At 59.1% G+C, this 23,976-nt stretch carries 22 protein-coding genes; 12 read left to right on the top strand and 10 right to left on the bottom strand.

Annotation, left to right across the window (positions count from 1 at the left end; all coding sequences use genetic code 11):
* Positions 1–24: 24 nt before the first annotated feature.
* From xylB to KX928_RS15175, 5 genes are all read right to left on the bottom strand, one after another.
* Positions 25–1,485 (bottom strand): xylulokinase, encoded by a 1,461-nt coding sequence (gene xylB, locus KX928_RS15195; RefSeq protein ID WP_219504350.1) that lies wholly within the window; start codon positions 1,483–1,485, stop codon positions 25–27.
* Positions 1,482–2,450, bottom strand: coding sequence for a sugar-binding transcriptional regulator (locus tag KX928_RS15190; protein ID WP_219504348.1), 969 nt, complete (start codon positions 2,448–2,450; stop codon positions 1,482–1,484). The genes xylB and KX928_RS15190 overlap by 4 nt, the downstream gene beginning before the upstream one ends.
* 15 nt (positions 2,451–2,465) lie before the next feature.
* Positions 2,466–3,284 carry a carbohydrate ABC transporter permease gene (locus tag KX928_RS15185; RefSeq protein WP_219504346.1) on the bottom strand — a complete coding sequence of 273 codons (819 nt, stop codon included), beginning with the start codon at positions 3,282–3,284 and terminating at the stop codon, positions 2,466–2,468.
* 3 nt (positions 3,285–3,287) lie between these two features.
* Positions 3,288–4,163: a carbohydrate ABC transporter permease gene (locus tag KX928_RS15180; protein ID WP_219504344.1), complete on the bottom strand. Its 876-nt coding sequence runs from the start codon at positions 4,161–4,163 to the stop codon at positions 3,288–3,290.
* 68 nt (positions 4,164–4,231) lie between these two features.
* Positions 4,232–5,581 (bottom strand): ABC transporter substrate-binding protein, encoded by a 1,350-nt coding sequence (locus KX928_RS15175; RefSeq protein WP_219504342.1) that lies wholly within the window; start codon positions 5,579–5,581, stop codon positions 4,232–4,234.
* A gap of 138 nt (positions 5,582–5,719) precedes the next feature.
* Here KX928_RS15175 and KX928_RS15170 point away from each other — a divergent pair, with 138 nt between their 5' ends.
* Genes KX928_RS15170 through KX928_RS15145 form a run of 6 tightly spaced genes read left to right on the top strand, consistent with a single transcriptional unit; the run spans position 5,720 to position 11,210 of the window.
* On the top strand, positions 5,720–6,766 hold the full coding sequence (locus tag KX928_RS15170) for an ABC transporter ATP-binding protein (protein ID WP_219504340.1): 1,047 nt from the start codon (positions 5,720–5,722) through the stop codon (positions 6,764–6,766).
* Positions 6,763–8,124: a sn-glycerol-1-phosphate dehydrogenase gene (locus KX928_RS15165; RefSeq protein WP_219504337.1), complete on the top strand. Its 1,362-nt coding sequence runs from the start codon at positions 6,763–6,765 to the stop codon at positions 8,122–8,124. The genes KX928_RS15170 and KX928_RS15165 overlap by 4 nt, the downstream gene beginning before the upstream one ends.
* Complete coding sequence (gene hxlB / locus KX928_RS15160; RefSeq protein WP_219504334.1) at positions 8,121–8,678, top strand: 6-phospho-3-hexuloisomerase; 558 nt, start codon at positions 8,121–8,123, stop codon at positions 8,676–8,678. Before KX928_RS15165 ends, hxlB begins: the two co-directional genes overlap by 4 nt.
* 3 nt (positions 8,679–8,681) lie before the next feature.
* Entirely contained in the window at positions 8,682–9,452 is a 771-nt protein-coding gene (locus KX928_RS15155; protein WP_219504331.1) for an SDR family NAD(P)-dependent oxidoreductase, read from the top strand.
* Positions 9,453–9,487: 35 nt separating this feature from the next.
* Positions 9,488–10,300, top strand: coding sequence for a sugar phosphate isomerase/epimerase family protein (locus KX928_RS15150; RefSeq protein ID WP_257883824.1), 813 nt, complete (start codon positions 9,488–9,490; stop codon positions 10,298–10,300).
* Positions 10,301–10,304: 4 nt separating this feature from the next.
* A complete protein-coding gene (locus KX928_RS15145; RefSeq protein WP_219504328.1) occupies positions 10,305–11,210 on the top strand; it encodes an HAD-IIA family hydrolase in 906 nt (301 codons plus the stop codon).
* 49 nt (positions 11,211–11,259) lie between these two features.
* Here KX928_RS15145 and KX928_RS15140 read toward each other — a convergent pair whose 3' ends face one another.
* Positions 11,260–12,213 (bottom strand): LysR family transcriptional regulator, encoded by a 954-nt coding sequence (locus KX928_RS15140; protein ID WP_219504319.1) that lies wholly within the window; start codon positions 12,211–12,213, stop codon positions 11,260–11,262.
* Positions 12,214–12,380: 167 nt separating this feature from the next.
* Here KX928_RS15140 and KX928_RS15135 point away from each other — a divergent pair, with 167 nt between their 5' ends.
* The 4 genes from KX928_RS15135 to KX928_RS15120 all read left to right on the top strand — a co-directional run bounded on the left by KX928_RS15135 (position 12,381) and on the right by KX928_RS15120 (position 18,865).
* Positions 12,381–14,048, top strand: coding sequence for a BCCT family transporter (locus tag KX928_RS15135; protein WP_219504317.1), 1,668 nt, complete (start codon positions 12,381–12,383; stop codon positions 14,046–14,048).
* Between the two features lie 543 nt (positions 14,049–14,591).
* Entirely contained in the window at positions 14,592–15,740 is a 1,149-nt protein-coding gene (locus tag KX928_RS15130) for a CAP domain-containing protein (RefSeq protein WP_219504315.1), read from the top strand.
* A gap of 150 nt (positions 15,741–15,890) precedes the next feature.
* Positions 15,891–17,558 (top strand): type I secretion system permease/ATPase, encoded by a 1,668-nt coding sequence (locus KX928_RS15125; RefSeq protein WP_257883822.1) that lies wholly within the window; start codon positions 15,891–15,893, stop codon positions 17,556–17,558.
* Positions 17,555–18,865, top strand: a complete 1,311-nt coding sequence (locus tag KX928_RS15120; RefSeq protein ID WP_219504311.1) for an HlyD family type I secretion periplasmic adaptor subunit — start codon at positions 17,555–17,557, stop codon at positions 18,863–18,865. The genes KX928_RS15125 and KX928_RS15120 overlap by 4 nt, the downstream gene beginning before the upstream one ends.
* Before the next feature lie 146 nt (positions 18,866–19,011).
* On the opposite strand, the gene pcaG is transcribed toward KX928_RS15120, so the two are convergent.
* The 3 genes from pcaG to pcaC are packed head-to-tail and all read right to left on the bottom strand — an operon-like array spanning position 19,012 to position 20,784.
* Positions 19,012–19,632 (bottom strand): protocatechuate 3,4-dioxygenase subunit alpha, encoded by a 621-nt coding sequence (pcaG, locus tag KX928_RS15115; RefSeq protein ID WP_219504309.1) that lies wholly within the window; start codon positions 19,630–19,632, stop codon positions 19,012–19,014.
* Positions 19,633–19,635: 3 nt separating this feature from the next.
* A complete protein-coding gene (pcaH, locus tag KX928_RS15110) occupies positions 19,636–20,364 on the bottom strand; it encodes a protocatechuate 3,4-dioxygenase subunit beta (protein ID WP_219504306.1) in 729 nt (242 codons plus the stop codon).
* Positions 20,365–20,784 (bottom strand): 4-carboxymuconolactone decarboxylase, encoded by a 420-nt coding sequence (gene pcaC / locus KX928_RS15105; protein ID WP_219504305.1) that lies wholly within the window; start codon positions 20,782–20,784, stop codon positions 20,365–20,367.
* Positions 20,785–20,907: 123 nt separating this feature from the next.
* Here pcaC and KX928_RS15100 point away from each other — a divergent pair, with 123 nt between their 5' ends.
* Positions 20,908–21,783, top strand: coding sequence for a LysR substrate-binding domain-containing protein (locus KX928_RS15100; RefSeq protein WP_257883820.1), 876 nt, complete (start codon positions 20,908–20,910; stop codon positions 21,781–21,783).
* Here the strand turns inward: KX928_RS15100 and pcaQ are convergent.
* The gene (pcaQ, locus tag KX928_RS15095; RefSeq protein ID WP_219504299.1) at positions 21,780–22,700 is read right to left on the bottom strand and encodes a pca operon transcription factor PcaQ; all 921 of its coding nucleotides are present in this window, start codon (positions 22,698–22,700) and stop codon (positions 21,780–21,782) included. The genes KX928_RS15100 and pcaQ overlap by 4 nt on opposite strands.
* 90 nt (positions 22,701–22,790) lie before the next feature.
* Between pcaQ and pobA the strand changes: the two genes are divergently transcribed.
* Positions 22,791–23,960, top strand: a complete 1,170-nt coding sequence (gene pobA / locus KX928_RS15090; RefSeq protein ID WP_219504296.1) for a 4-hydroxybenzoate 3-monooxygenase — start codon at positions 22,791–22,793, stop codon at positions 23,958–23,960.
* The last annotated feature ends 16 nt before the right edge of the window (positions 23,961–23,976 follow it).

Raw genomic sequence — 23,976 nt, 5'->3', positions numbered from 1 at the left:
GGCGGCGGGGGCGGGCTGCGCCGGTTACCCGTGAAAGGGCAGGTCGCGGTACCTTTGGTGCCGCTCGCGCAGCGCGTCGTGCCAGTCAGGGTTCGGCCGCACGGTTTTGGCAACCGGTTGTTTGCGCCGCAGGATCGTGGTCGTCTGATCTGGCATGACCGCAGATTGCGCCAGTTTGGCCGCCCCGATACAGGCGGAGATATCTCCGTGCGCGGGGATCACGATATCGGTCTCCATTAAGGTTGCGATCAGTTGCACCCAGAGTGTCGATTTCGCGCCGCCGCCAACCGCTGTCATACGCTCGACCGGTACACCGGACCGGGTTTGCGCCAGATAGGCGTCGTAGAACTGGAAGGCGACCCCTTCCATGATCGCATACGCCAGATCAACCTTGTCCGACACGGCAGAGATGCCCGATAAAGCGGCCAGAGCGTCCGGTCGATTGTCGGGCGTGCGTACGCCAGTCAGGCTGGGACGGGCCACGGGGCAATTGCCCGGCCCGTGCACTGCCACCCGTTCGGCCGCCTTTGCCGCAAGCTCTGCCGCCGGAGTTGCCGTCAGGCTCGCAAGCCAATCAAGCGACTGGGTCGCGCTCATCACCACACCCATGGACAGATAGGTATCGGGCGCGGCATGGGGGGTGGTCAGGACAGCGTGATCAGGGTTGGGGCGGAACCGGTCGTCAACAGCGGACAACACGCCCGAGGTGCCAATGCTCAATGCCGCGTCCCCCGGCAGGGCAGCTCCCACGCCGAGTGCCCCCGCATAATTATCACCGCATCCAGTGGCGACCACCACCGTGCCCGGCATGTTCCAGCGTGTGCACAGCGCGCTCTGTAGGTGCCCGGCGTCGGCGAAAGAGGGCAAGAGTTCCGGCAACTTACTGGCATGCCAGTCGGCTGCCTCGATCAGGGCGTTGTCCCACTGCGAGGTGGCGCAGTCCAACATCATCGTGCCCGAGGCATCGGAAAAATCGCTGGCCCGCGCTCCGGTCATCCTGAGGCGAACGTAGTCCTTTGGCAGCATCAGGATATCTGCCTTGTCAAAGGCGTCCGGCCAGTGTTTCGCCATCCACAACAGCTTGGGTGCCGTCAGGCCGGGATCAGGCTGACCATTTGTTCGCCAGCCGATATCCGGGACCCTTTCCAGCAGGGTCCTGCACTCGGCCAACGACCGCTGATCGTTCCATAAAAGACAGGGAGCCACGGGATTGTCGCTGTCATCCAGCAGGACCGATCCCAGCATCTGGCCCGACAGGGATATTCCCGCCACCTCTGACATGAGCCCGGTATGCGATTGCGACAGTTCATCGAAAATTGCTGCGGTCAGCTGCCACCACAGATCAGGGTCTTGTTGCGACCAGCCGGGGTGCGGACGGTCAACCTCGCAGGGGCGGGATGCCTGGGCGCGGCAGGTGCCTTCCGCATCGATCAGCGCGACCTTGATGCCGGAGGTGCCAAGATCGACTCCCGCGAATATGCTCATGCCGCCGGGTCCAGAACCGCCTGTGCCGTGTGTTCATCCGTCACCAACGTGTCGACGCAGCCGCGGGCGAGAAGAGCGCGAATGATCGGCACCTTGTTAGGGCCGCCTGCCGCCAGAATGACGTTGGAAATCTGATCCAGATCGTCAAGTTCCAACCCGAGCACGCGTTCGTTGATCGGGTGATCCACCAGATCGCCGTTTGCGCTCAGAAAATATCCCATGATGTCCCCGACCGCACCGCTGGAGCGGATGCTTTCCAGGTCGATGTCCGGGGGCATGCCATCCTTGATCAGAAGCGATTTCTGCATATCGCCTGCGGCAAGTGCAATGCCGTCGGCCATGCGAATTTTCTCGATCGTGGATTGGAACACATCCTGGGCTACAAGGATATCGCGGCTTTCCCGTGAACCGGCGTAAATCGGCGCTGTGAAATAGCTGTGTTCCGCATTGCACAGATCCGCCAGACGCGTGGTGATTTCAAAGCTGTTGAGGTCCGATCCCTTGGACAGCCCACCCATGACGGAGATGATTTCGAGATCAGGCCGGTTGATCGGCTGCATGAAACGCGTCGCCATGTTGAGCGTGTTGCCCCATGACATGCCGAAAAGCCTGACGGTTTTCTGACTGAGGTAGCTGGCAAGATATTGACCCAGGGATGATCCGATCATCGTGTGCAGATCAAACTGCTCGCCAGCGATGGGCGCAACGGAGGCGGTGTTGAGATTGAACGCGTCACAGAGTTGCCACTCAAGCTCGGCGCAGGGCGCGTATACCGAATTCACCGCCACGCGCACGATCCCGCGGGCCCGCGCCTCGCGCAGGGATTTGTTGACCCGCAGCCGTGTGATGCCGAACTTGTCGGCTGCTGCCGCCTGGGTCATGCCTTCCATTTCGCACGCCCATGCCAATCGCACCAAAAGCTGCTCCTCGGCGTCTACTGTGTTGGTCTTTGGCGCGCGGGGCATGAAACTGTCCTCTCCCTATTTCACGGCGCCCATGGTCAGGCCGCGCACCAATTGCTTGGAGGCAAGCAGTGCAAAGATCAACACCGGGATCACGATCAGGGTGGATGTGGCCATGATCTTTCCATAGGGCAGATTGTAGCCTTCCATGAATGACACCGCCATTGCCGGGGCCGTCTTCGCGGTGGTCCGTGTGAGCACGAGGCCAAACATCAGTTCATTCCACGAGAAGATGAAGGAAAAAATCCCGGAAACGGCCACCCCGGGCATCGCCAGCGGCAGGCAGATCTTCCGAAGGATGGTCCATTGTGACGCTCCTTCGATCCGCGCGGCCTCGTACAGGTCGTAAGGGATGCCACGGAACTGGTCGGTGCAGATCCAGATCACGATGGGCAGGTTGAAAGTGAGGTAGATGAGGATGAGGGTAATATGTTTGTCGAGCATCCCCAGGTTGCGCACGATCAGGAAAAACGGCAGCGCCAGAACAATGGGCGACACCATGCGATTGGTGATGAACCAGAACCACAGATCCTTCTTGCCGCGAAACTCGAACCGGGCCAGAGCGAAGGCCGCTGGTACGCCCAGCACGATCGCAAGGGCCGTGGTGCTGATCGCGATGATCAGCGAATTGATCAGGGTGCGCAGGACACCGTCGTCAAACAGTGCTTCGCGGTAGTTTGCCAGCGTCGGCTCGAACAGCCAGACGGGCGGGCTCTCAAGCGCAACCACTTGTGTTTTCAGCGACGTGGTCACCATCCAGTAGAACGGAAAAACGCAGACCAGCAGGATAACCAGCAGCAGAAGGCCTTGGATCCAGAGAGAACGCGACGTGGTCATGGGTCAGACTTCCTTGTAGAAGACGCGGATGTAGATCTGGCTCAGGATAATGGTGATGATCAGCAGGATGATGGCCTGGGCCGAGGCCAACCCCTGATCAAAGGCCCGAAACCCGACCCGCTGGATCATCAGGGAAATCAGTTCCGTCGATGACCCCGGTCCTCCACGTGTCAGCGTGAAGACCATGTCGAACAATTTCAACGTGTCAGCGGTGCGCAGGATCAGCACGGCCACAAGGCCAGGCATCAGAAAGGGCAGTTGAACGTAGCGCAGAACGGTCCACCAGCTTTTGGTTTCCAGCCGCGCCGCTTCCTCGATTTCGTCCGGAACCATGGTGAGGCCAGCCAGCAATACAAGCGCCACGAAGGGCGTCCACTGCCAGACGTCCCAGAAAATGATCATGGCGAAGGCGTTTGTCGGATCGCCGATCCAGTTGATGTTGCCGCCACCAAAGGGGGACAGGAACTGGTTCACCACCCCGAATTTTTGATTGAACATCACCTGACCCAGCAAACCGACAACGGCGTAGGTCGTCGCCATCGGGAGCACCAGCGACAGTCGCGCAAGCGTTTTCAGGAGTGTAAGCCCGGGTTTGTGCAGGATCAGGGCAATTCCCAGCCCGAGGCCCAGTTGCAGGGGCAGCGCGATGCCGAGCAGGGTGAAGGTGCGCCCCATCGCCTCCCAGAAGACAGAATCGGTCAACACATCCCAATAATTCTCAAAGCCAATGAACTTCACTCTCTTGAGCTTGGTCAGATTGTAGAAATGCAGACTGGTCCACGCGGCGTAGAGCAGAGGCACGATGCCGATCACGGCCAGGGCGATGACGGAGGGGCCGATGAATGAAAAAATCGTCTTTCTGGGGACTTTGCCGGGCATTGAACGGACCTTCTGTCAGTGACGGGGGCGCCGGAACGCCCCCGCCGATCAGTCTAGTTGCGCTGACTTTATTGCGCGAGAGGTTTGTCGCCGCTGTAATATCCGGCGTCTTCAAGCACTTCCTCCATGCGTGCGCCCAGTTCTGTCACACCCTCCTCGATGGAGACTTCTTCCAGCATGATCTTGGTGCCCCATTCCTGCACGATCTCGGTGATCTCGGGCCATTCAGCAAACCGCGGACGGAACTCAGGCACACCGTCCTGCCAGCTTTCAACAAGCGCAGGAATGAACTTGTAGGTTTCTGCCAGAGCGGGATCGGCATATGCCGATTTGCGCGCGGGCACACCGCCGCGTTCCAGGTATTCACCCGCGTTTGCCTTCGACGTCGCCCACTGAATGAAGAGATAAGCCGCAGCTTGCTCCGCATCGTCAGCCTGTGCGGCCACGGCCATCGAGAAGCCACCCAAGGCGGGTTTGCGCCCTGCTGGTCCCATCGGCTCAGGCGCAATTTCCACGCAATCCGCGATCTTGGACGTTTCCGGACTGACGACGGTGGAATAGAAGGCCGACCATTCGGTGATCATCGCCACGTCGCCCTGGCTAAAGGCGTTCACGGTTTCCGCGTGATCGTAGGCGACGATTCCATCGGGCATGTATTGCATCAGGTCCTGACGGAACTGCAAACCGGCGAGGCTTTCCTCCGACATCAGGTTGGACTTGAATTCGTCGTTCAGGAATGAGCCGCCGAACGGCCACAGCATCCGCGCAAAACTGTCGGCGGACTGTGTCTCGTTGCGCTTGGATTGCAGCGCGTAGGCGTATTTGCCGTCCTTGGTCAGCGCGGGGCCATAGACGTTCTTCAGCTCCTCCCATGTTTCAGGTGGCCCATCAAACCCTGCCTCTTCCAACATACAGCGATTGTAGAACAAGAGGCCCGAATAATTGTCGACCGGCAACCCGTAGACAGTTCCGTTCCATCCGCCAAAGGCATTGAGCACCAGCGGAAAGAAGTCGTCCATATCGAGATCAGGATCGGCCAACTCGGGATTTGAGGTGAATTTATCCAGGGGCACGATCCAGTCATTCTCGGCAAAATTGCCGATCCAGACCAAGTCGATCAGCGCCACGTCAAGATCGCCACCCGCCACGAAGTCGCGGACTTGTTCGCCCAGAGCGTTTTCGTAGGGGTGCTTGATGATGTTGACCTTTATGCCAGTCGCTTCTTCGAACTCCGGCAGCATGGCTTCAATCGCCTCATACCCGGGGCGCAGCAGAAACACGACATCAACGGTCGTGCCAGCATAGGGTGCAGCGGCTTTCTCAAGGCTCCACGCGTGGCCGTCGGCCATCACATTCGATGCGCCAAAGCACAGGCTTGCCGCCAGTGCAGTGGTGCCCAACATTTTTTTGAATTTCATGTGTTCCTCCCATCGGAAACTGTTGACATCCATTTGTATCGGATCACATACAAATGTAATGAATGGCACAGAAGTCAACATGAAAATGTCGATGGGTCACCGATAAAGATGTAGTTTGACCCAAAGGGAGACAAAGCTTTGGCCACGGTTGAATTGAGCGGAATAAACAAGTTTTACGGGGCAATGCAGGCTCTTTTCAATGTGTCGCTGACCGTGCCGGACGGGGAGTTTGTCGTTTTTGTCGGGCCATCCGGTTGTGGCAAGTCAACGCTGCTCAGAACCATCGCCGGGCTAGAATCAGTTGATGGCGGGACCATCCGGATCGGGGAAAAGGACGTCACGCAGCTTGAGCCGGTGGATCGCGACGTGTCGATGGTCTTCCAATCCTACGCGCTTTATCCGCATATGACGGTGCGGGCGAACATGGAATTTGGCATGAAGGTCGGTGGGGTCGGCGCGCAGGAGCGGCACACCCGCGTTGAAGAAGCTGCCAAAATCCTGCAACTGAGCGAATTGCTGGAACGCAAGCCCGGGCAGCTTTCCGGTGGCCAACGCCAGAGGGTGGCGATTGGTCGGTCCATCGTGAAAAAGCCAAAGGTGTTTCTCTTCGATGAACCGCTCTCCAACCTGGACGCCAAGCTGCGGGTGCAGATGCGCGTTGAGCTGGAAGCGCTGCACGATCAGCTGAATGCCACAATGATCTACGTGACCCACGATCAGGTTGAGGCGATGACAATGGCTGACCAGATCGTTGTCTTGAATGCGGGCCGGATCGAGCAGGTCGGCAGCCCGATGGACCTGTATCACCGACCCTCATCGGAGTTCGTGGCAGGGTTCATCGGGTCCCCCGCAATGAACATCTTTGATGCCGGATCGGCGTTTGGCGCGGCCCTTTCCCGGTTGGACGGCGCGCGGCGCCTTGGCATCAGACCGGAACACATTGCCCTGGGTGCGCCCGGCGCTGGCGACCTTGATCTCAAAGTGTCCGTCAAGGAGCAGTTGGGCGGTGAAAGCTATCTTTACCTGCAAGGCGGCGATGGCGAACGTCTTGTCGTCAAGACAGACGGCGAAGACGTCACGAAAGCCGGTCAGACCGTCAGCGTTAACTTTCCGCCCCACCGGATTCACCAGTTCGACGGCAGCGGCAGAACCCTCTCAAACCAGCCTGCGGAGGCGCGCTTATGAGTGCTTGGAAGGTGCAGTTCGACGCGCTGATCGCCCCGGCGGTTGCGAAATCCGCCGTCACCGAACGGTTGATCATCGACCGCGGAGCCATTGCGCATGTCGGGCCGGCAACCGCCGCCCTGACCGACACCCGAAAAGCAATCGTGTTCGCCGATCAGGCAGGTTTCGATGCTGCGGGCAGCGCGGTCTGCGACAGTCTGCGCGCATCCGGGTTCGCCGTCGATCAGCTGGTGCTGACCAATGACCCGCTGCCCAAGGCATCCGTCGACGAGGCCGCGCCGTTCCTGAGCAGGCTGAAGGCTGACGCGTTCCTCTTTCCGGTGTCTGTCGGATCGGGGGTGATCAACGACCTTGTGAAATTCGCAGCCTTTGAGACGGACCGGCGGTATGTCAGCGTGGCAACCGCTGCATCCATGGACGGATACACAAGCGCAGGGGCGCCTCTGGCGCGCGACGGGTTCAAGGTCACCATCCCGACGCGCGCGCCGGTTGCCCTGGTGGCCGACCTCGACGTGATCGCGAATGCGCCCGCGGAGATGACCGGCTGGGGTTACGGAGATCTGGCGGGTAAATCACCGGCGGGCGGCGACTGGCTTTTGGCAGAGCTTGTTGGCGCCGAGGCCCGCGACGATACCGCATGGCCGCTGGTGCAGGACCATCTGCGCGACTGGCTGTCGGGCCCGGAGGCGCTGGCAACAGGTGATTTCGATGCCTGCGCGCGCTTGTTCATCGGCCTGACCGCCGTTGGTTTCGCGATGGAGTTTCATGGCACATCGCGTCCAGCCTCCGGGGCGGACCATCAAATTGCGCATATGTGGGAAATGGAAGGCCACAGCATCAATGGCATAAAAGTCAGCCATGGCGCAGCGGTCGCGGTTGGATGCATGGTATCCCTGGCGCTTTATGACTGGCTGCTGGCGCAGGATTTGTCCCGGATCACCGCCCCTGCTCCGGATATTGACACATCTCTGGCCGAACTGGCGCGTGTTATTCCGGACCCGCGCATCGCTGACAGAGCGGTCGCAGAAACACGGGCCAAATGGCCAGACTTGCCCACACATAAGGACCGGTTAGCAAGGGTGCGTGCCCACTGGCCCAAGACACGGGATTTGATGCAGCAACACCTTTTCCGCGCGCAGGAGATGCAATCCATGCTGATGGCCGCTGGCGCGCCCAGCACCGCGGCCGACATCGGCGTGTCCTCAGATCACCTCGAAAGAACCATCCGCGCCGCGGCCTACATTCGCAGCCGCTACACGATCCTTGATTTTCTCAAGGAGGCCGGTCTGTTCGAAGACGCCTTATCGGCAGTCCTGGCGCGGTTAAAGGGTGGGTCAGTGAAAGGAGCCGCAGAATGACACTATCGGAGCTGGGTAGTCGTGCAACAGCTGAGGTCGCGGCGGTGCTCGGCCAGGCGCTTCCCGATCAGGCCGAGGCCATGTCAGCGCCCATTCTGAACGCCCGGCGCATCGCGCTCTATGGCGTGGGGCGCGAAGGGTTGATGATCAAGGCCTTGGCGATGCGGTTGTTCCACATGGGGCTGGACGCGCATATGGTCGGCGATATGACAACGCCGCGCATCGCAACGGGCGATCTGCTGATTGTCAGCGCGGGGCCGGGAAGTTTTTCAACCGTTGCCGGGCTGGTTGAAGAGGCCAGAAGCGCCGGGGCCAAGGTCCTTTGCGTGACGGCCGAACCCGGGGGCGCGGTGCCGCGATCCGCAGATTACGTGGTGCATTTGCCGGCACAGACCATGGCGAATGATCGGGATGTGTCCGGTTCGGTATTGCCCATGGGCTCGCTCTTTGAAGCAGTCATGTTCATGTTTTTCGAAATTCTGATCCTGCATCTGCGGGCTGTGACGGGCATGTCCGCAGATGACATGCGCGCCAACCATACGAATATGGAGTAAGGCATGGAGAGGTGGCAGGAACGTTTTTCCATTCGCCGACAGACCGCCCTGGTAACCGGCGCGTCATCCGGCATCGGCGAGGAGATCTGCAAGGTGTTTGCCGAGGCCGGCGCGCGGATCATTGCGACCGGTCGCAACGCAGACAAGCTCCAAACACTCAAATCGGAAATAGAAAAAGCGGGTGGAACCTGCAGCACGATATCCGCCGATCTGGCGACGGTTGACGGGGTTCAAAGCGTGGCCTCACAGGCGTTGGCGCTTACAGGAACGATCGATATCCTGATCAATTCCGCGGGCATCGCCATCGTCGGCCCGGCAACCGGTTTCGCGGTCGAAGACTGGGATTTGACGATGGCGCTTAACCTGCGCGCACCCTTCCTTCTGTCCAGACAACTGGCCCCCCGGATGATGGCGCAAAAGCGTGGGAAAATCATAAACATCTCATCGCAAACAGGCGTCATCGCCCTGCCGGATCATGCGGCCTACGCAGCATCCAAAGGCGGGTTGAATGCTCTGACCAAGGCATTGATGACCGAGCTTGCACCGCACAACATTCAGGTGAATGCCATTTGCCCGACGGTTGTGATGACGGATATGGGGCGGAAGCTCTGGAGCCCCGCTGAAAAATCGGAGCCATTTCTGGCAGCCACCCCTTTGGGACGGTTTGGCGAACCGACCGAAATCGCGGATATGGCGCTTTATCTCGCATCGCCCGCCTCTGATCTGGTGAACGGTGCGCTGATGATGATCGAGGGAGGCTATTCAAGCGTCTGATGAAGGGATTTGGCGTACACACAAGCATGTGGACGATGCGTTGGGACCGGACCGGAGCCGAGCACGCGGTGGCAGCCGGTGTTGCCGACGGTATGGACTTCATAGAGATCGCATTGCTGGATCCGCCCTCTGCCGATGCAGAGCACAGCCGTGACCTGTTGGAAAAGGCAGGTCTCAAGGCCGTTTGCTCGCTTGGGTTGCCAGAGACCGTCTGGGCGTCACACAACCCGGATGGTGCGGTCAAGTTCCTGAAAGCCGCCATTGAGAAAACCGCGGCTATGGGAGCGCTGGCATTGAGCGGAGTTACCTATGGCGGTATCGGAGAACGCTCCGGTCTGCCACCAACCGAGCAGGAAATCGACAACGTGGCCCGTGCGCTGGGTGCAGCGGCGCGCCATGCGCAAGATGCGGGTATTCTGTTTGGCATTGAACCTGTGAACCGCTACGAGACGCATCTTATCAACACGGCTGCGCAGGGTGTCGCCATGATTGAAAAGGTCGGCGCTGAAAACATGTTCCTGCACCTTGATACCTACCATATGAACATCGAGGAAAAAGGCGCGGGAAATGGCATTCTGGACGGCCGCGATCACCTGCGCTACATCCATCTTTCCGAGAGTGACCGGGGGACACCGGGCATGGGAACATGCGACTGGGACGAGATCTTCGCCACCCTTGCGGCGATCGGGTTCGACGGAGGGTTGGCCATGGAAAGTTTCGTCAATATGCCGCCCGAGATCGCCCATGGTTTGTCCGTCTGGCGCCCGGTTGCGGAAGACCACCGCGAGGTCATGGACATCGGTTTACCCTTCCTGCGCAACAAAGCGCGGCAATATCGGCTGATTTGAGCGGATGTCGTACCTGTCCACGCTCACGACCGATGCGGCGTTTGCGCGCTACGAGGCGGTACGGGGTCGCCTGCCGGAAACGGCATTTCCCGCGAGGTCTGATCATCTGAAATCACTCGCCGAGGTGGCGGATCGGGTCGATGCATTCGTGCTGGATGCCTTTGGTGTCCTGAACGTTGGGCAGACGCCGATCCCCGGTGCGGTTGAACGCATGGCGCAGCTGCGCGCGATGGGCAAAAAACTGGTGGTGCTGACGAATGCGGCCAGCGACACCCGGGCAGCGGCTTTGCGCAAGTACCACCGCCTGGGGTTTGACTTTTCGGCAGACGAAGTGGTCGCCAGCAGAGATGTTTGTGCCGCCCGATTGGACACTCACCTCACTACCGGGCGATGGGGCGCAATCAGCACCGAGATCGACACATTTGCAGATTTTGATGCTGATGTGGTGCGGTGGACGGCGCAGACGCAGCCGCAGGTGGATGGGTTCCTGATTCTGTCCAGTGCGGCGATGGACACGGCAACCTACACCGCTCTCCGATACGCGCTCACCGATCAGGCGCGCCCGCTGCTGGTTGCCAACCCCGATATCGTGGCCCCGCGCGAAACCGGGCTGAGCTGCGAGCCGGGGTTCTTTGCACATCAGTTGGCTGATGAAGCCGGCATTGCCCCGCATTTCTTCGGCAAGCCGTTCGGCAATGCCTTCGACGACGTCAAAAAGAAACTGTCAGGGATCGCTCCGGACCGGATTGCGATGGTCGGTGATACCCTGCACACGGATATCCTGGGCGCGCGCGCCGCCGGGTTGAAGTCAGTCCTGATCACCAGTTTCGGATTGTTCGCGGGATGCGATGTCACGCCCTACATCAACCGGTCCGGCATCGTGCCGGACATCATCTGCCCGATTACCTGAGCGGCTCTGCGAGACGGTGATTGCAGGCCGCATCGTCGGTCTGATCCGGTCAGGATTTTTGGTGCGCAGCCGTCAGACACTCCAGAAACCGCTGGGTTTTCCTGTCGGGTTCCGGTTTGCGCCGCGTGATCGCGCCAAATCTGGTCATGTAGCTTGTTTCATCCGGGCAGATCTTTCGCACCTTGCCCTTGTCGAAGAAGGTCTCCGCAACATGGTCTGCCAGATACCCGATGTAACGGCCCGACTGTATGAGAAGCGCCAGCGCCTCCTCTTCCTTGGCCCGCGCGGCCCTGACAAACCCCAGATTGCGCCCTGCCATCATGTTCGGAGAGTTAAAGCTGTAGCCTGCGTATTTATACTGAGTGAGATCCAGATCTTTCAGGCTTCCCGTGACCGGGGTGTCATATAGCTCATGCTTTTCGCCACAATACAGGGTCATGTATTCGTCATAGAGCACCTGATATCTGAGCGATGACGACTGCCGGTAAACAGGCACGATTGCAAGCTCGAGCGCGCCATCCGTCACCCGCGATTCCAATGCACTCGGCGTGTCCAGAACAATTTCCAGCGAGACGTCGGGTGCTGCGTCGTCGAAGTGCCGGATGGCTTCATGAATGTGGGCACGCGGATTGGTGCTGGATTGATCGAAGATGCCGACCCGCAGAGTACCTGCCAAATTCGCGTGAATGTCGTCGATTTCGGACTGGAAGTCGTCAATCTTTGACAACAGATGACGCGTTGCCAGCAGCACTTGCTCGCCCTCGGATGTCAGCGAAAACCCTGATGGCCCGCGGTTGCACAGCTTGAGACCAATGCGCAGTTCCAGATCGGCGATGTGCTTGGAAATGGTGGAGCGGCCGATGTTCAGCTCCAGTTCCGACGCTGCAAACCCGCCGCATTCGGTGACGGTCACGAAGATCCGCAGAAGGCGGATATCGACGTCGCCGAGGGCAGAGATGAGCGCGCGTTTTGCCAAACCAAGGTTTCCAATTTTGGAAACCATACAGGTACATGTTGCCGGTTATCAAACGATTTTTGATCCGTAGACTTGGGGTGTCGTGCAGAGGCGCCCGTGCCAAAAGCTCACTTCATGCCGGCCGACCCCGGTGAATTCGGTAGGCACGCAGACGTCGACGCAAAACGGGGACAAAACAACCAGGTGAGGGAAATATGTCAATCAAACCACCACTGATGGACCTGCCCATCGCAACCGCTGAAAGTGGTTTTTATGCAGGATTCAGCAAGCATGTCGCGGTGATATCGAAAATCATTGTCGCCGTGCTGGTCATTTGGGCGGTCGTGTTCCCCGAACAGGCCGGCAAAATTCTCGACACGATCAACAGCTTCATCCTGTCGAACACGGCCTATTGGTACATCTGGATTGTCGCGCTTTTCGTCCTGCTTTGCATCGGGCTGGCGCTCTGGCCATCGGCGGGTAAACTACGGTTGGGGGTCGAGGATGACAGGCCCGATTTTTCCAATTTCTCCTGGTTTTCCATGATGTTCGGCGCCGGGATCGGCGTTGGCATGTTGACATGGGCGGTTGCCGAACCTGTTTATCACTGGGGCAACAACCCGGAAGTGATCAAGGGGCTGGTTGAGGGATCAAGCGCCGAGAACGTGCGCAATGCCTACAAGTGGTCCTTCCTACACTGGGGGTTAGGCGCCTGGGCGTGCTACGCGATTGCAGGCCTGTCGCTGGGGTTTTTCTGTTACCGGCGTGGCCTGCCACTGACGATGCGATCCTCGCTGACACCGCTTTTTGGCAAATCGCTCTCGGGTGGTCTGGGTCACCTGATCGACATCGTGGCGGTTGTGGCGACCATTCTCGGCGTGGCGCAGACGCTTGGTTTCGGCGTCGAACAGTTTGTCGCCGGCCTGACGCGCATCGGCATCGGTGGCCTGACCAACGAGGCGGGCACGGCCAACACAATGGGTATTGTCGTGGCGATCCTCGTGATCATGGGTGCATCCACCATGTCAGCGCTGTCCGGTGTTGGTAAAGGGATCAAGTGGCTGTCCAACCTCAACATGGGCCTGTCCATTTTCCTCTTGGCATTCTTCCTCATCTTCGGGTCCACGTGGTTTGGGCTTCAGGCGTTGATCCTCGGGGTGTGGGACTATCTCATTGCGATGCCGGACATGATGTTCCGCGTTTGGCGCAGCGATGGTGTCGAAGGATCGATCGCAACCAGCCTTGAGGGCTGGCAGGGTGGATGGTCCGTTTTCTACTGGGCATGGTGGGTGGCATTCGCGCCGTTCGTGGGCCTGTTCCTGGCGCGTATCTCCAAGGGCCGGACAATCCGCGAATTCGTTCTGGGCGCGATGATCGTCCCGTCCCTGATGTGCTTTGTCTGGTTCACATGGGCAGGCGGCACGGCGATTGATCTGGAACTGAACGGGTCGGCGGATGGGGTTATCGTCGGCGCCCCTGACGGCGATAAGATCTTTGCGATGGTTCAGCACATGTTAAGCGCTTCGATGGGCTGGATCATGTCCGTCATCATCGTGATTCTGCTGATGACCTATCTTGTGACCACAGCGGATTCGGCCGTTCTGATCGTGAACACGATCAACGCTGCGGGAGATGAAGGCCCCAAGGCACGTCCTCACATCTATTTCTGGGGCATAGCGCTTGGGGCCGTGGTCGCAGCGTTGCTGATTGCAGGGGGTCACAAGGCCATTCAAACAGCGATGGTGATCGGGGCCTTCCCCTTCTCAATCGTGATGGTGCTGCAATGTATCGCGCTGGTGAAAGCCATTTGGCGTGACAGCCAAAGGGAGCGTGCTGGGGTGCAAACCACCAACCCCGACAATGCGCCAGAACCGGCGGAATGAAACGACTGTGCCTTCCCGGAGCGATTACAGCTCTCGGGAAGGCAACAAGCCCGGGGTGACGTCGTTTAGCATTGGCACGCAGGCACCGGCGTCATGGATTATAATTTCCTGTGACGTCCGTCAGTCGAGAATACACCTGTATTGCCAGCAGTTTCCTACCGAAACCCTCGCAGAGATGTGGCGCGTTCCTGCTGCGCCAGACCCCACGTCGCGAGATTACGCCGACGCCCGGTCGTATCCGGCAGAATGAAGCTGGAAATCTGGTTGGCCCCGGCCTCTGCTTGACCGCAAATGACCTCGCAAATTAGCGTCGCCGCGACGGTCAGGGAAGTATCACCATGATCGCTCGCGCTGTATTTTCCTCTTTATGCAGCATCAATCGTCAGCGTCCCACTCCGGTCGCTGGCGCGTTTCTCCGGGTACAGCATGTGCCCGGATCCAGTTGGGATGCGCCCGCAGAATGGTGCGCCAACCGGGGCAGCAGGACAATAAACCGGTTTCCCTCTGGCAGGGGCGCCAGATCACCAGAACAAGGAAGAAATCATGTCTCAAGCAAATGCACTCGAGCAACTCATGCTTAACCTGATCAATGAAGAGCGAGCGGCCGTTGGCGTGCAACCTCTCACATTCGATGACAGGCTGAACGACGCATCAGAGGATCATAGTTCATGGATGCTCGGTTCAAACCAGTTTTCCCATACAGGCGTTGGCGGTTCCAGCCCGACGGATCGCATGGAGCGTGCGGGTTTCGAATTCGAGGGTGCCTGGCGATCTGGCGAAAACATCGGATGGCAAAGCGAACGAGGCGATCCGGGCCTCGAAGACGACGTGGAACAAATCCACGATAGCCTGATGCGCAGCCCCGGTCACAGGGCCAATATCCTGAACCCGAATTTCGATGAAATCGGCATTGGCATCGAACAGGGAGATTTCACGTCCGGAAGCACCTTCGATTCCGTTATGGTCACCCAGAATTTTGCAACAACAGATGCGGACGACCCGGCGCCCGTGGATGCCACGGAAACGCCGGTTGTCACGTCCGATATGGACGACTCCGTTCCTGACGACGCCGTTGCGAACCCAGTTAATACAGCGGAACCGGCGGAGGTGCCCGAGGTTACCGACGACGACTCGCCAGTGGATACCGTGAACATGCCGGACGACGGCGAAGAGCCCCCCGTTGATACGGCGGAAACCGATGATACGCCGGATGCAGACGGTGCGGGTGAACCCGTCGATTCGGTTGACGGCGACGAGACGGCGGAGACCCCCGAAGAAGTGCCCGTTGAAACGGCGGACACAGAAGACCCGGCGGCAGATGACATGCAGGACGACGACACCGAAGAAGGCCCGGTAGACACCGCCGGCGGCGAGGATACCCCTGCCGACGAGGACGCAGACGATCCCGCCGAAGAAGACATGGCAGCCTGCGGACTTGAGGGAGACGGCGTCATCTTCGTGAACTTCCGCGACGTTACCATAGACTTCAACTTCTATGGCATCGAAGGCGAGAACGATGAGGCCGAGGGCCTCACGATGGTGGCGGCGTCTGATGACAGAGATGAGGATGAGGCAGCTGCTGACGCGCCAGAGCTGAGCTTTGATGTTGATGCCTTTCTCGCTCAGGTCAGCGAGATGTTGACGCAGATCGATTGGCAACCTGATTGCTGTCACTGCTCCGAGATGGCCTGATGTTTTCCTTGGGAGGGGGGATGCGCCCCCTCCCAGTCTCCGACACCGAAAATCAATTTCACTAACACTTATTTATCGAGATACATCGTGACACACTCAAATCATGGCCCGTGCGAACTGCGCATCGCCCGTCAGACCGGATCGCGGTTATTGGCTGCCACATTTCTGTTCAGCGTTTTTGTCAACCTGCTTATGCTGACCGGTCCGCTATTCATGCTGCAGGTCTATGACCGTGTCCTCGCATCGGGTTCCCAGGAAACACTTGTGGCGCTCTTCTCGCTTGTTGCGGTGCTGTATCTGTTCTTCGGGGTGCTGGAGTTTGCCCGCGGGCGCTTGTTGACCCGCTTTTCGGCCCGTTTTCAGACAGTGTTGGATGCCCGCGTTTTTCGGGCGGTCCTCAAACTGTCGCAATCCGCGCCGCCGGGAAAAGTAGCAAAATCCGGGCTGCGCGACCTGTCGCAGGTTCAGAGCGTCCTGTCGTCGCCGGTGATGCTGGCCCTGTTCGACGTGCCGTGGTCGCCGCTTTTCATTGCGGTGATCTTCGTGTTTCATCCCGTGTTGGGGTGGGTCGCTGTCGGCGGCGCTGCTGTTCTTGTTGCGATCACTCTTGCGCATAACTTCCTGACGCGGGACAGATCCGCAAATGCCCATTCTTCCGGGTTTGCGGCCCAGCATTTTGCAGATAAATCCTGCGAGCACAGCGATCTGGTGCGCGCGTTGGGCATGCGTGAAGCGACGGTCAGCCAGTGGCAAAAAATGCGCAACACAGCGCTGGAGCAGAGCATTCGAAATGCCGATCATTCCGGCCTGACGACTGCCGCCACCAAAAGCTTTCGTTTGTTTCTACAATCCGCCATTCTGGCGGTCGGCGCTTTTCTGACGCTGCGCGGTGACCTGACCGGGGGGGCTATGATCGCAAGCTCGATCCTTCTGGGGCGGGCGTTGGCACCCATCGAAAAGCTGCTTTCCCAATGGTACCTGCTGCAGCGCGCGCGCGCCGCTTGGCGATCCTTGTCGCGCCTGTTGGTGAAAGTCCCGCCCGACCCGAAGATGTTGCGATTGCCCCGCCCGACCGCCGATGTCACCGTGTCCAAGGTCACGGTGATGGCCACGGTCACACGGCAGCCTATCCTGCAGAATGTCTCCTTCTCCGTGGGCCCGGGGCAGGTTCTGGGCGTGATTGGCCGCAGCGGCGCAGGGAAATCGACGGTTGCCGAGACACTTCTCGGGTTGATACCGCCAACTGCAGGCGACGTCCGTCTGGGAGGTGCCGAAATCAGTCACTATGACCCGGACAGTTTCGGCAGCTATGTTGGGTACCTGCCGCAGGACGTTACGCTCTTTGAGGGGAGCATCGCGCAGAACATCGCCCGGATGTCCAGCGACCCCGATGACGACAAGATCGTCGAGGCTGCCAAGCGTGCCAACGCGCATCAGTTTATCCTCTCGCTGCCAAACGGCTACGACACAAGGGTCGCGGAGAATGACATCCAGTTATCGGGCGGCCAGAAGCAGCGGGTTGCACTGGCGCGTGCACTTTACAACGACCCGCTGCTTCTTGTTCTAGACGAGCCCAATTCGGCGCTCGATGCGGACGGGTCGGCGGCATTGAACCAGACCATCCGCGATTTCCGCGATACCGACAAGGCAGTGATCATCATGACCCATCGCACGGCGGCGCTGTCGGAATGTGACCGGCTGATCATTCTCGACGAAGGGCGCATCAAGGCTTCGGGGCCCCGCGATGAGGTCATCAAGAGCATGTTGAGCAGAACGAAAGAAGGGGCACAAGTTGTGTCCATGACGGTGTCGAAATGAACGAACAGGATGTGAAAACCACGTGGAGCGCCCAAAAACCCCTGGCAATCGGATTCGCCGCCTTGCTGCTGCTGGTCGGTGTCGTCGGGATATGGAGCACCCAAACCGAGATCGCGGCCGCCGTTGTCGCCGAAGGCATGGTTGAAGTGGAATCCAACAGGCAGATCATTCAGCATCCGGAGGGCGGTGTTGTTGGCGAAATTCTGGTCAAGAACGACGACCACGTGGCAGCAGGTGACGTGTTGATCCGGCTGGATGGGCGACTTCTGCGATCCGAACTGACGGTTGTGCAGGCTCAGTTGCACGAACTTCTGGTGCGCAAAGCTCGTCTGCAGGCTGAAAGAGACGACCTGCCGCAAATCGAGATCGGCACGGATCTGGCCGCTCTGGCACAGGCGTTCCCGGACGTGGCCGACTTGATCCAAGGGCAAATGAACCTCTTCCGCGCACGTGCCGTCTCTCTCGAAAAAGAAATGGCGCAGCTTGCAGAGCAGGTCGATCAGATCGGGAATGAAATTCTGGGTACCGAGGCCCAACTGGCGGCACTGGAAGAACAACAACAGCTGGTCACCGACGAGAAAAACAGCGCCGAAGAACTGCTGAGCAAGGGCCTGATGCAGGCATCGCGCGTGACAACCCTGCGCCGCGATGCTGCGGGCATCACCGGCGAATTGGGGCGTCTTGCCGCGCGCAAGGCGCAGTTGAATGGCCAGATCGCTGCGTTGAATATCGAAAAGCTTCGGCTGAAGACAACGCGGCGCGAAGAGGCGATTTCGGCATTGCGGGACCTGCAACCGCAAGAGGTCGAGTTGACGGAACGCGCCTTGTCCCTGCGCGAGACCCTGTCGCGCCTTGATATCCGGACGCCGGTCAGCGGCATCGTTTATGGCAACACCGTTTTCGCCCTGCAATCCGTGATCCAGCCCGCTGCGCCGATCATGTATGTGGTGCCGCAGGATCAGCCACTGGTCGTTTCGGCGCGCATTCCGTCCAGCAACATCGACCAGGTGTTTGTCGGGCAGGAGACGTCCCTGCGGTTCACCTCGTTCAGTCAGCGCACGACGCCCGCCATATCGGGAGAGGTGTCAAATCTGTCCGCAGATGTTTTTTCAGACGAAACCACGGGCAACAGCTATTACCGGGCCCGCATCAAGCCGAACATGCATGAACTGGCCAAGTTGCAGGGGCAGGAGCTTCTGCCCGGGATGCCGGTACAGCTGTTCATCAAGTCCGAAGAAAGGACACCGCTCAGCTTTCTGGTCAAGCCACTGATGGACTACCTGAACCGCGCATTCCGCGAAGCATGATAACGGACCGCCATCGTTCGGAGGCGCGGCACCGGTGGTGTCGCGCGGGCTGAAAGAATGGGCGTCGATACGGGCGGCAGAGACCATCGTCATGCTGCTGATGTGACGGTTCGCCGCCAAAGGGAGAGCGGCGATCATCACTGCGGTCAGATGTCGAAAAACACCGTTTCGTCATCGCCCTGCAGCCGGATGTCGAACCTGTAGACGGGCTTGCCGTTTCGTTCGCTGCGTGTTGCGATCAGCGTGTCTCTGCGCCGTTCCCATTCGATCAGGTTAAGCACGGGATCGACCGCATTGGCCTCAGCCTCGTCGGAAAAGTACATTCGGGTATTCAGGCCCAGATTGATCCCTCGCGCGACGATCCAGAAATTGAGATGCGGCGCCATATTCTGACCCGTGCCGGTGTCGACAAGCCCGGGCTTGATCGTGTCAAACCCCCAGTTGCCGGTGTCGAAATCGCTGATCACACGCCCCCATCCGCGGAAGCCTTCCTCCACAGAGCCCGCCTGCTCGGGATGGGCGTAAAAGCCATCGGCATTCGCCTGCCACGCTTCCAGAAGAACATCCTTGATCGGGCTGCCGGTCCCGTCGATGACCATGCCTTCGACGCGAATGCGCTCGCCCTTGGCATGAGGCCCCGCAATATCACCGCCCAGCTGGTGGTCGTAGATATCGAACCCGGCTGCGCCCGGCGACAGGCCGATATGAACATAAGGCCCGGCCGTCTGCGACGGTGTCTCCCTGAGGTAATCAAGCTCCTGTGTCATCGGTCAGTTTCCCTCCTGCCGGTTTTCAAACAGAGTTGACCGCCGACCGCGCAGGACAATGTCAAAACGATAGGCGATGGCGTCGAGCGGGATGGTTGCGTTTAAATCCAGACGCGCGACAAGCTGTGCACGCGCCTTCTCGTCCGGGATCGTCTGGACAATAGGGCATTTGTCGATCAGCGGATCACCCTCAAAATACAGCTGCGTGATCAGGCGTTGTGCGAAAGCCGTGCCAAAGATCGATAGATGGATATGGGCGGGGCGCCAGCTATTGATCCAATTGCGCCATGGATATGCGCCCGGTTTGACCGTGCGGAAACAATAGTAGCCGTTGGCATCGGTAAGGGTGCGGCCGCAGCCCCCGAAATTGGGGTCAACCGGGGCCAGATAGGTATCTTTCTTGTGCCGGTACCTGCCACCCGCATTTGCCTGCCACAGTTCAAGGAGCGTATCGGGAACCGGCCGTCTGTTTTCATCCAGAACCTGACCATGCAGAATGATCCGCTCGCCAATGGGGCTTTCACCGGATGCGGCGTAATTCGTCAGCAGGTCATTGTCGGAAGCGGCAATATCTCCATGGCCGAAAACCGGCCCGGTGGTTTCGGAGACCGTGGTTTCAAGGCTGATCAACGGGTATTTCGGCGACCGCGAAACAGATGTCTTGTAGTCGCGGGACAGGGCCGGGGGATGCCATGTGCGGTCTCTTTGGTAGAACGGGCCATCGGTTTTCATTCAGCCTTCTCCTTCCGACGGGCTTGTCTGACCGCTTGGTCGCTTTGTCTTGTCCATCTCGGCGTAGGTTGCCTTTGCCAGCTTCAATGCGTGGTTGGCGCGCGGCACCCCGGCATATATCGCGACATGCTGAAAAGCCTCTTGCACGTCCTGCCGGCTGGCGCCGGTGTTCGCGGTAGCGCGGATATGCATGGGGATCTCCTCGAAGTTTCCGGTGGCTGCCAACAAGGCGAGTGTGATCATGGAACGTTCCCGCAGGGAAATGGCGTCGGATGCCCAGACCGTACCCCAGGCACCTTCGGTGATCAGGGTCTGGAAGGGCGCATCAAAAGATGTCTTGGCGGCTTCCGCCTGATCCACATGCGCATCCCCCAAAACCCGTCGACGCACGGACATGCCGGTGTCAGATTTCTTTCCCATAACGCTGGTCTCCCTGTCTGCTCGGGATTAAAGCAAATCGCGATATGAATTAATATTGAGAGTTTCGGTATTTTCATTAACCTCAGAGTTATGAAAATAGACCCAAGATTGCGCCTTCGACACTTGTCCACATTTCTCGAAGTCGCCCGTACCGGATCGGTGGTCAGCGCTTCGGCAGAGTTGGGCGTGACACAGCCCGCGGTTTCCAAGACACTGAAGGAACTGGAAAGCATTGTCGGTGTGCCCCTGTTCGATCGCCGGAACCGCCGGTTGTTTCTGAATGCTTCAGGGGTGATTTTCCAACGCCTGGGCGCTGCCGCACTAAACGAGCTCGACCGGGCGCAGACGTCTGCCCGTGCGGCGCATCGGAACATATCGAAGCTGAGCGTCGGGGCCTTGCCGACAACGGCAACGACGCTCGTGCCTACTGCGGCCCTGGACCTGCAAAGGCTGATGCCATCCTGTGTTTTGCGCGTGTCGACAGGACCCAACTGGTTCTTGCTGTCACAACTGCGGGCAGGCGCGCTGGACATCGTCGTGGGCCGTATGGCCGACCCCGACAGCATGACGGGCCTGACGTTTCAGCAGCTTCACGCGGAGAACGTGGTAGCCGTGGTGCGCCACGATCATCCCCTGACGTGTCGGCCGGACAGTGAGGCTTTTCTGTCCTATCCCCTTATCCTGCCACCATCCGGGGCGGTCATTCACCAGCTGGTGAGATCCTATCTCGTCAGTGTTGGCGCCAGCGACGCGCGCCCGATTTTTGAAAGCGTGTCCTTGGCCTTTTCACGTCATATCTTACTGGAATCCGATGCGATCTGGTTCATTTCCAAGGGAGTCATTCGCGAAGAGTTGCACAATGGGTTGCTGCGTGCGCTTGATTTGGATGCACCGATGCTCGCGGGCCCGGTGGGTATCAGCCGACGTGCTGATGAAGCAGCCTCGCCCGAGGCGGAGGCCCTGATCGCCGCGCTTCAGAACGCGTCGAAATGCGGTTAGGCCGAAGGACGCTTTTCGCGGGAGAGGACGTTCTGCACCGCAATGTTAAACACCTGCCGGACCGGCGTGGTTGTCGCCTCGGGACGAGACATCAAACCGACAGGGCCTTGCGTAACACTGGTCTCAAATGGCAATTCCACCAACCTGCCGTCGGCGATTTCATTTGCAACCACACCATGGGAAATGATCCATACGGCATCGGTTTGCAGCGTATAGGCGAGACCAAATGCGCCCGAGACCGCTTCCAGCCGATTGGGAATATGCCCGAGGCCCTGCGCGATCATCAGCCGTTCGACAAGGGGCCGAATGGCTGCGCCCTTGGGGGGGTAGATTACCGGCCAGTCTGCAATCTGGGCGAGGTCGGGGTTTTGCAATATCGGGTGACGTGCACGCACGACAACCGTGACATGCTCGTTGTATAGTTGAGTGAAAGAGATGCCCTGCATCGTATCGGGCTGGCCCAGGTGCCCGATCACGAGATCAAGCTCGCCAAGGCGCAGACGGTCGATCAGGAAGTTGTGCGGCGCGTCGATAATGCGCAGAACAGCGTGCGGCGCAAGGCTTGCAAACTCGGTTGCGACGGCAGGCATGAACCAGGCGGCGACACTCGGCCACAGACCGATTGACAGCGTCTCCTGGGCCAATTCACCTTCGCGTTCGATCCCGTCAAGACCCTGCTGCAGGCTGGCAAGTGACATTTGCGCGAAGTGCAAGAACACCTCTCCCTGCTTTGTCAGGCACACGCCGGAACGGCTGCGCGTCATCAACGACACGCCGAGGATTTCCTCCAGTTCCTTCAACGTTTTCGAAATGGCGGGTTGGGTCAGAAACAGCTTGCCTGCCGCGGCTTTGAAGCTTTGTTCGCGCGCGATTTCAACGAAGCATTCAATGTGACGAAACTTGATCCGCCGATCCATTACTATCTTTCCAGTTTTTGAAACTAACTCGACCAATAACTCATTTTACTTATCAATATCGGTATATCAAGCTGTGGTGGGAGGCACTACATGCGGACACAAGTTGCCATTGTCGGCGGAGGGCCATCCGGCCTTCTTCTCAGCCAGCTGCTACATCTTCAGGGGATCGACACGGTCATCCTCGAACGGAAATCGAAGGCATATGTCCTTGGCCGGATACGCGCAGGCGTGCTGGAATCGGGCTTGGTGGACCAACTGCGCGCGGCCGGTGCCGCCACCCGGATGGACCGCGAAGGGATGATTCATCATGGTACCGTAATTTCCTATGGTGATGCACATATCCGCATCAATTTCGACGCGCACACCGACAAGACGGTCATGGTCTACGGTCAGACCGAGGTGACACGCGACCTATACGCGGCGCGGGAGGCAATGGGCGGTCAGATCATCTTTAACGTTGAGGATGTGCAAATCAACGGGGCCGATACGGATGCGCCCTACGTGACCTTTCGTACAGAGGGTGCCGCACAAAAGCTGATGTGTGACTACGTCGCCGGATGTGACGGCTTCCACGGGGTCAGCCGGTCGACAATCCCCGACGCCATACGCACCGAGTATGAGAAGGTTTACCCCTTCGGATGGCTGGGTGTCTTGTCCGAAACGCCACCCGTGCACGGCGAGTTGATCTATGCACGTTCGGATATCGGCTTTGCCTTGTGCTCGATGCGCAACGACCATCTGAGCCGCTATTACATTCAGTGCGATCTGTCGGACAGCGTCGACAACTGGTCGGATGATGCGTTTTGGGATGCGCTCAGGCGACGCATTCCCGAAGCGCATGCGGACAATCTGGTCACGGGACCCTCCATCGAAAAATCCATCGTGCCCCTGAGGTCATTCGTCAGCGAGCCGATGCGGTGGGGCCGGTTGTTTCTGTGCGGAGATGCGGCACATATCGTGCCACCCACCGGCGCCAAGGGGCTGAACACGGCAGCAAGCGACGTTCACTACCTGTCCCAGGGGTTGATCCAGTATTACGACACGGGCGAGACAAAAGGCATCGACCAGTATTCCGCCAAGGCGCTGGAACGGGTGTGGAAGGCAGAACGCTTCAGCTGGTGGATGACCGGTCTTTTGCACCGGTTTCCAAACCAGAGCCCTTTTGATCTGAAAATGCAGCAGGCGGAAGTCGCCTTTCTGCACGGCAATAAGCAGGCACAGGCTGTACTGGCGCAAAACTACGTGGGTTTGCCCTATTGAGGGGGCACGGCGTCAG

The sequence above is a fragment of the Roseobacter insulae genome, assembly GCF_019375555.1.
Lineage (GTDB): Bacteria > Pseudomonadota > Alphaproteobacteria > Rhodobacterales > Rhodobacteraceae > Roseobacter > Roseobacter insulae.
The sequence above is the reverse complement of the archived record's forward strand: the minus strand, read 5'-3'. Positions and strand labels throughout refer to the sequence as shown.

Coding starts and splice junctions, on each gene's coding strand:
- KX928_RS15135 (WP_219504317.1), top strand. CDS start 12,381: ATGTCAATCAAACCACCACTGATGGACCTGCCCATCGCAACCGCTGAA.
- KX928_RS15130 (WP_219504315.1), top strand. CDS start 14,592: ATGTCTCAAGCAAATGCACTCGAGCAACTCATGCTTAACCTGATCAAT.
- pcaH (WP_219504306.1), bottom strand. CDS start 20,364: ATGAAAACCGATGGCCCGTTCTACCAAAGAGACCGCACATGGCATCCC.
- KX928_RS15175 (WP_219504342.1), bottom strand. CDS start 5,581: ATGAAATTCAAAAAAATGTTGGGCACCACTGCACTGGCGGCAAGCCTG.
- KX928_RS15185 (WP_219504346.1), bottom strand. CDS start 3,284: ATGACCACGTCGCGTTCTCTCTGGATCCAAGGCCTTCTGCTGCTGGTT.
- pcaG (WP_219504309.1), bottom strand. CDS start 19,632: ATGACACAGGAGCTTGATTACCTCAGGGAGACACCGTCGCAGACGGCC.
- xylB (WP_219504350.1), bottom strand. CDS start 1,485: ATGAGCATATTCGCGGGAGTCGATCTTGGCACCTCCGGCATCAAGGTC.
- pobA (WP_219504296.1), top strand. CDS start 22,791: ATGCGGACACAAGTTGCCATTGTCGGCGGAGGGCCATCCGGCCTTCTT.
- KX928_RS15145 (WP_219504328.1), top strand. CDS start 10,305: ATGTCGTACCTGTCCACGCTCACGACCGATGCGGCGTTTGCGCGCTAC.
- pcaQ (WP_219504299.1), bottom strand. CDS start 22,700: ATGGATCGGCGGATCAAGTTTCGTCACATTGAATGCTTCGTTGAAATC.
- KX928_RS15120 (WP_219504311.1), top strand. CDS start 17,555: ATGAACGAACAGGATGTGAAAACCACGTGGAGCGCCCAAAAACCCCTG.
- KX928_RS15155 (WP_219504331.1), top strand. CDS start 8,682: ATGGAGAGGTGGCAGGAACGTTTTTCCATTCGCCGACAGACCGCCCTG.
- KX928_RS15190 (WP_219504348.1), bottom strand. CDS start 2,450: ATGCCCCGCGCGCCAAAGACCAACACAGTAGACGCCGAGGAGCAGCTT.
- KX928_RS15140 (WP_219504319.1), bottom strand. CDS start 12,213: ATGGTTTCCAAAATTGGAAACCTTGGTTTGGCAAAACGCGCGCTCATC.
- pcaC (WP_219504305.1), bottom strand. CDS start 20,784: ATGGGAAAGAAATCTGACACCGGCATGTCCGTGCGTCGACGGGTTTTG.
- KX928_RS15165 (WP_219504337.1), top strand. CDS start 6,763: ATGAGTGCTTGGAAGGTGCAGTTCGACGCGCTGATCGCCCCGGCGGTT.
- KX928_RS15180 (WP_219504344.1), bottom strand. CDS start 4,163: ATGCCCGGCAAAGTCCCCAGAAAGACGATTTTTTCATTCATCGGCCCC.
- hxlB (WP_219504334.1), top strand. CDS start 8,121: ATGACACTATCGGAGCTGGGTAGTCGTGCAACAGCTGAGGTCGCGGCG.
- KX928_RS15150 (WP_257883824.1), top strand. CDS start 9,488: ATGCGTTGGGACCGGACCGGAGCCGAGCACGCGGTGGCAGCCGGTGTT.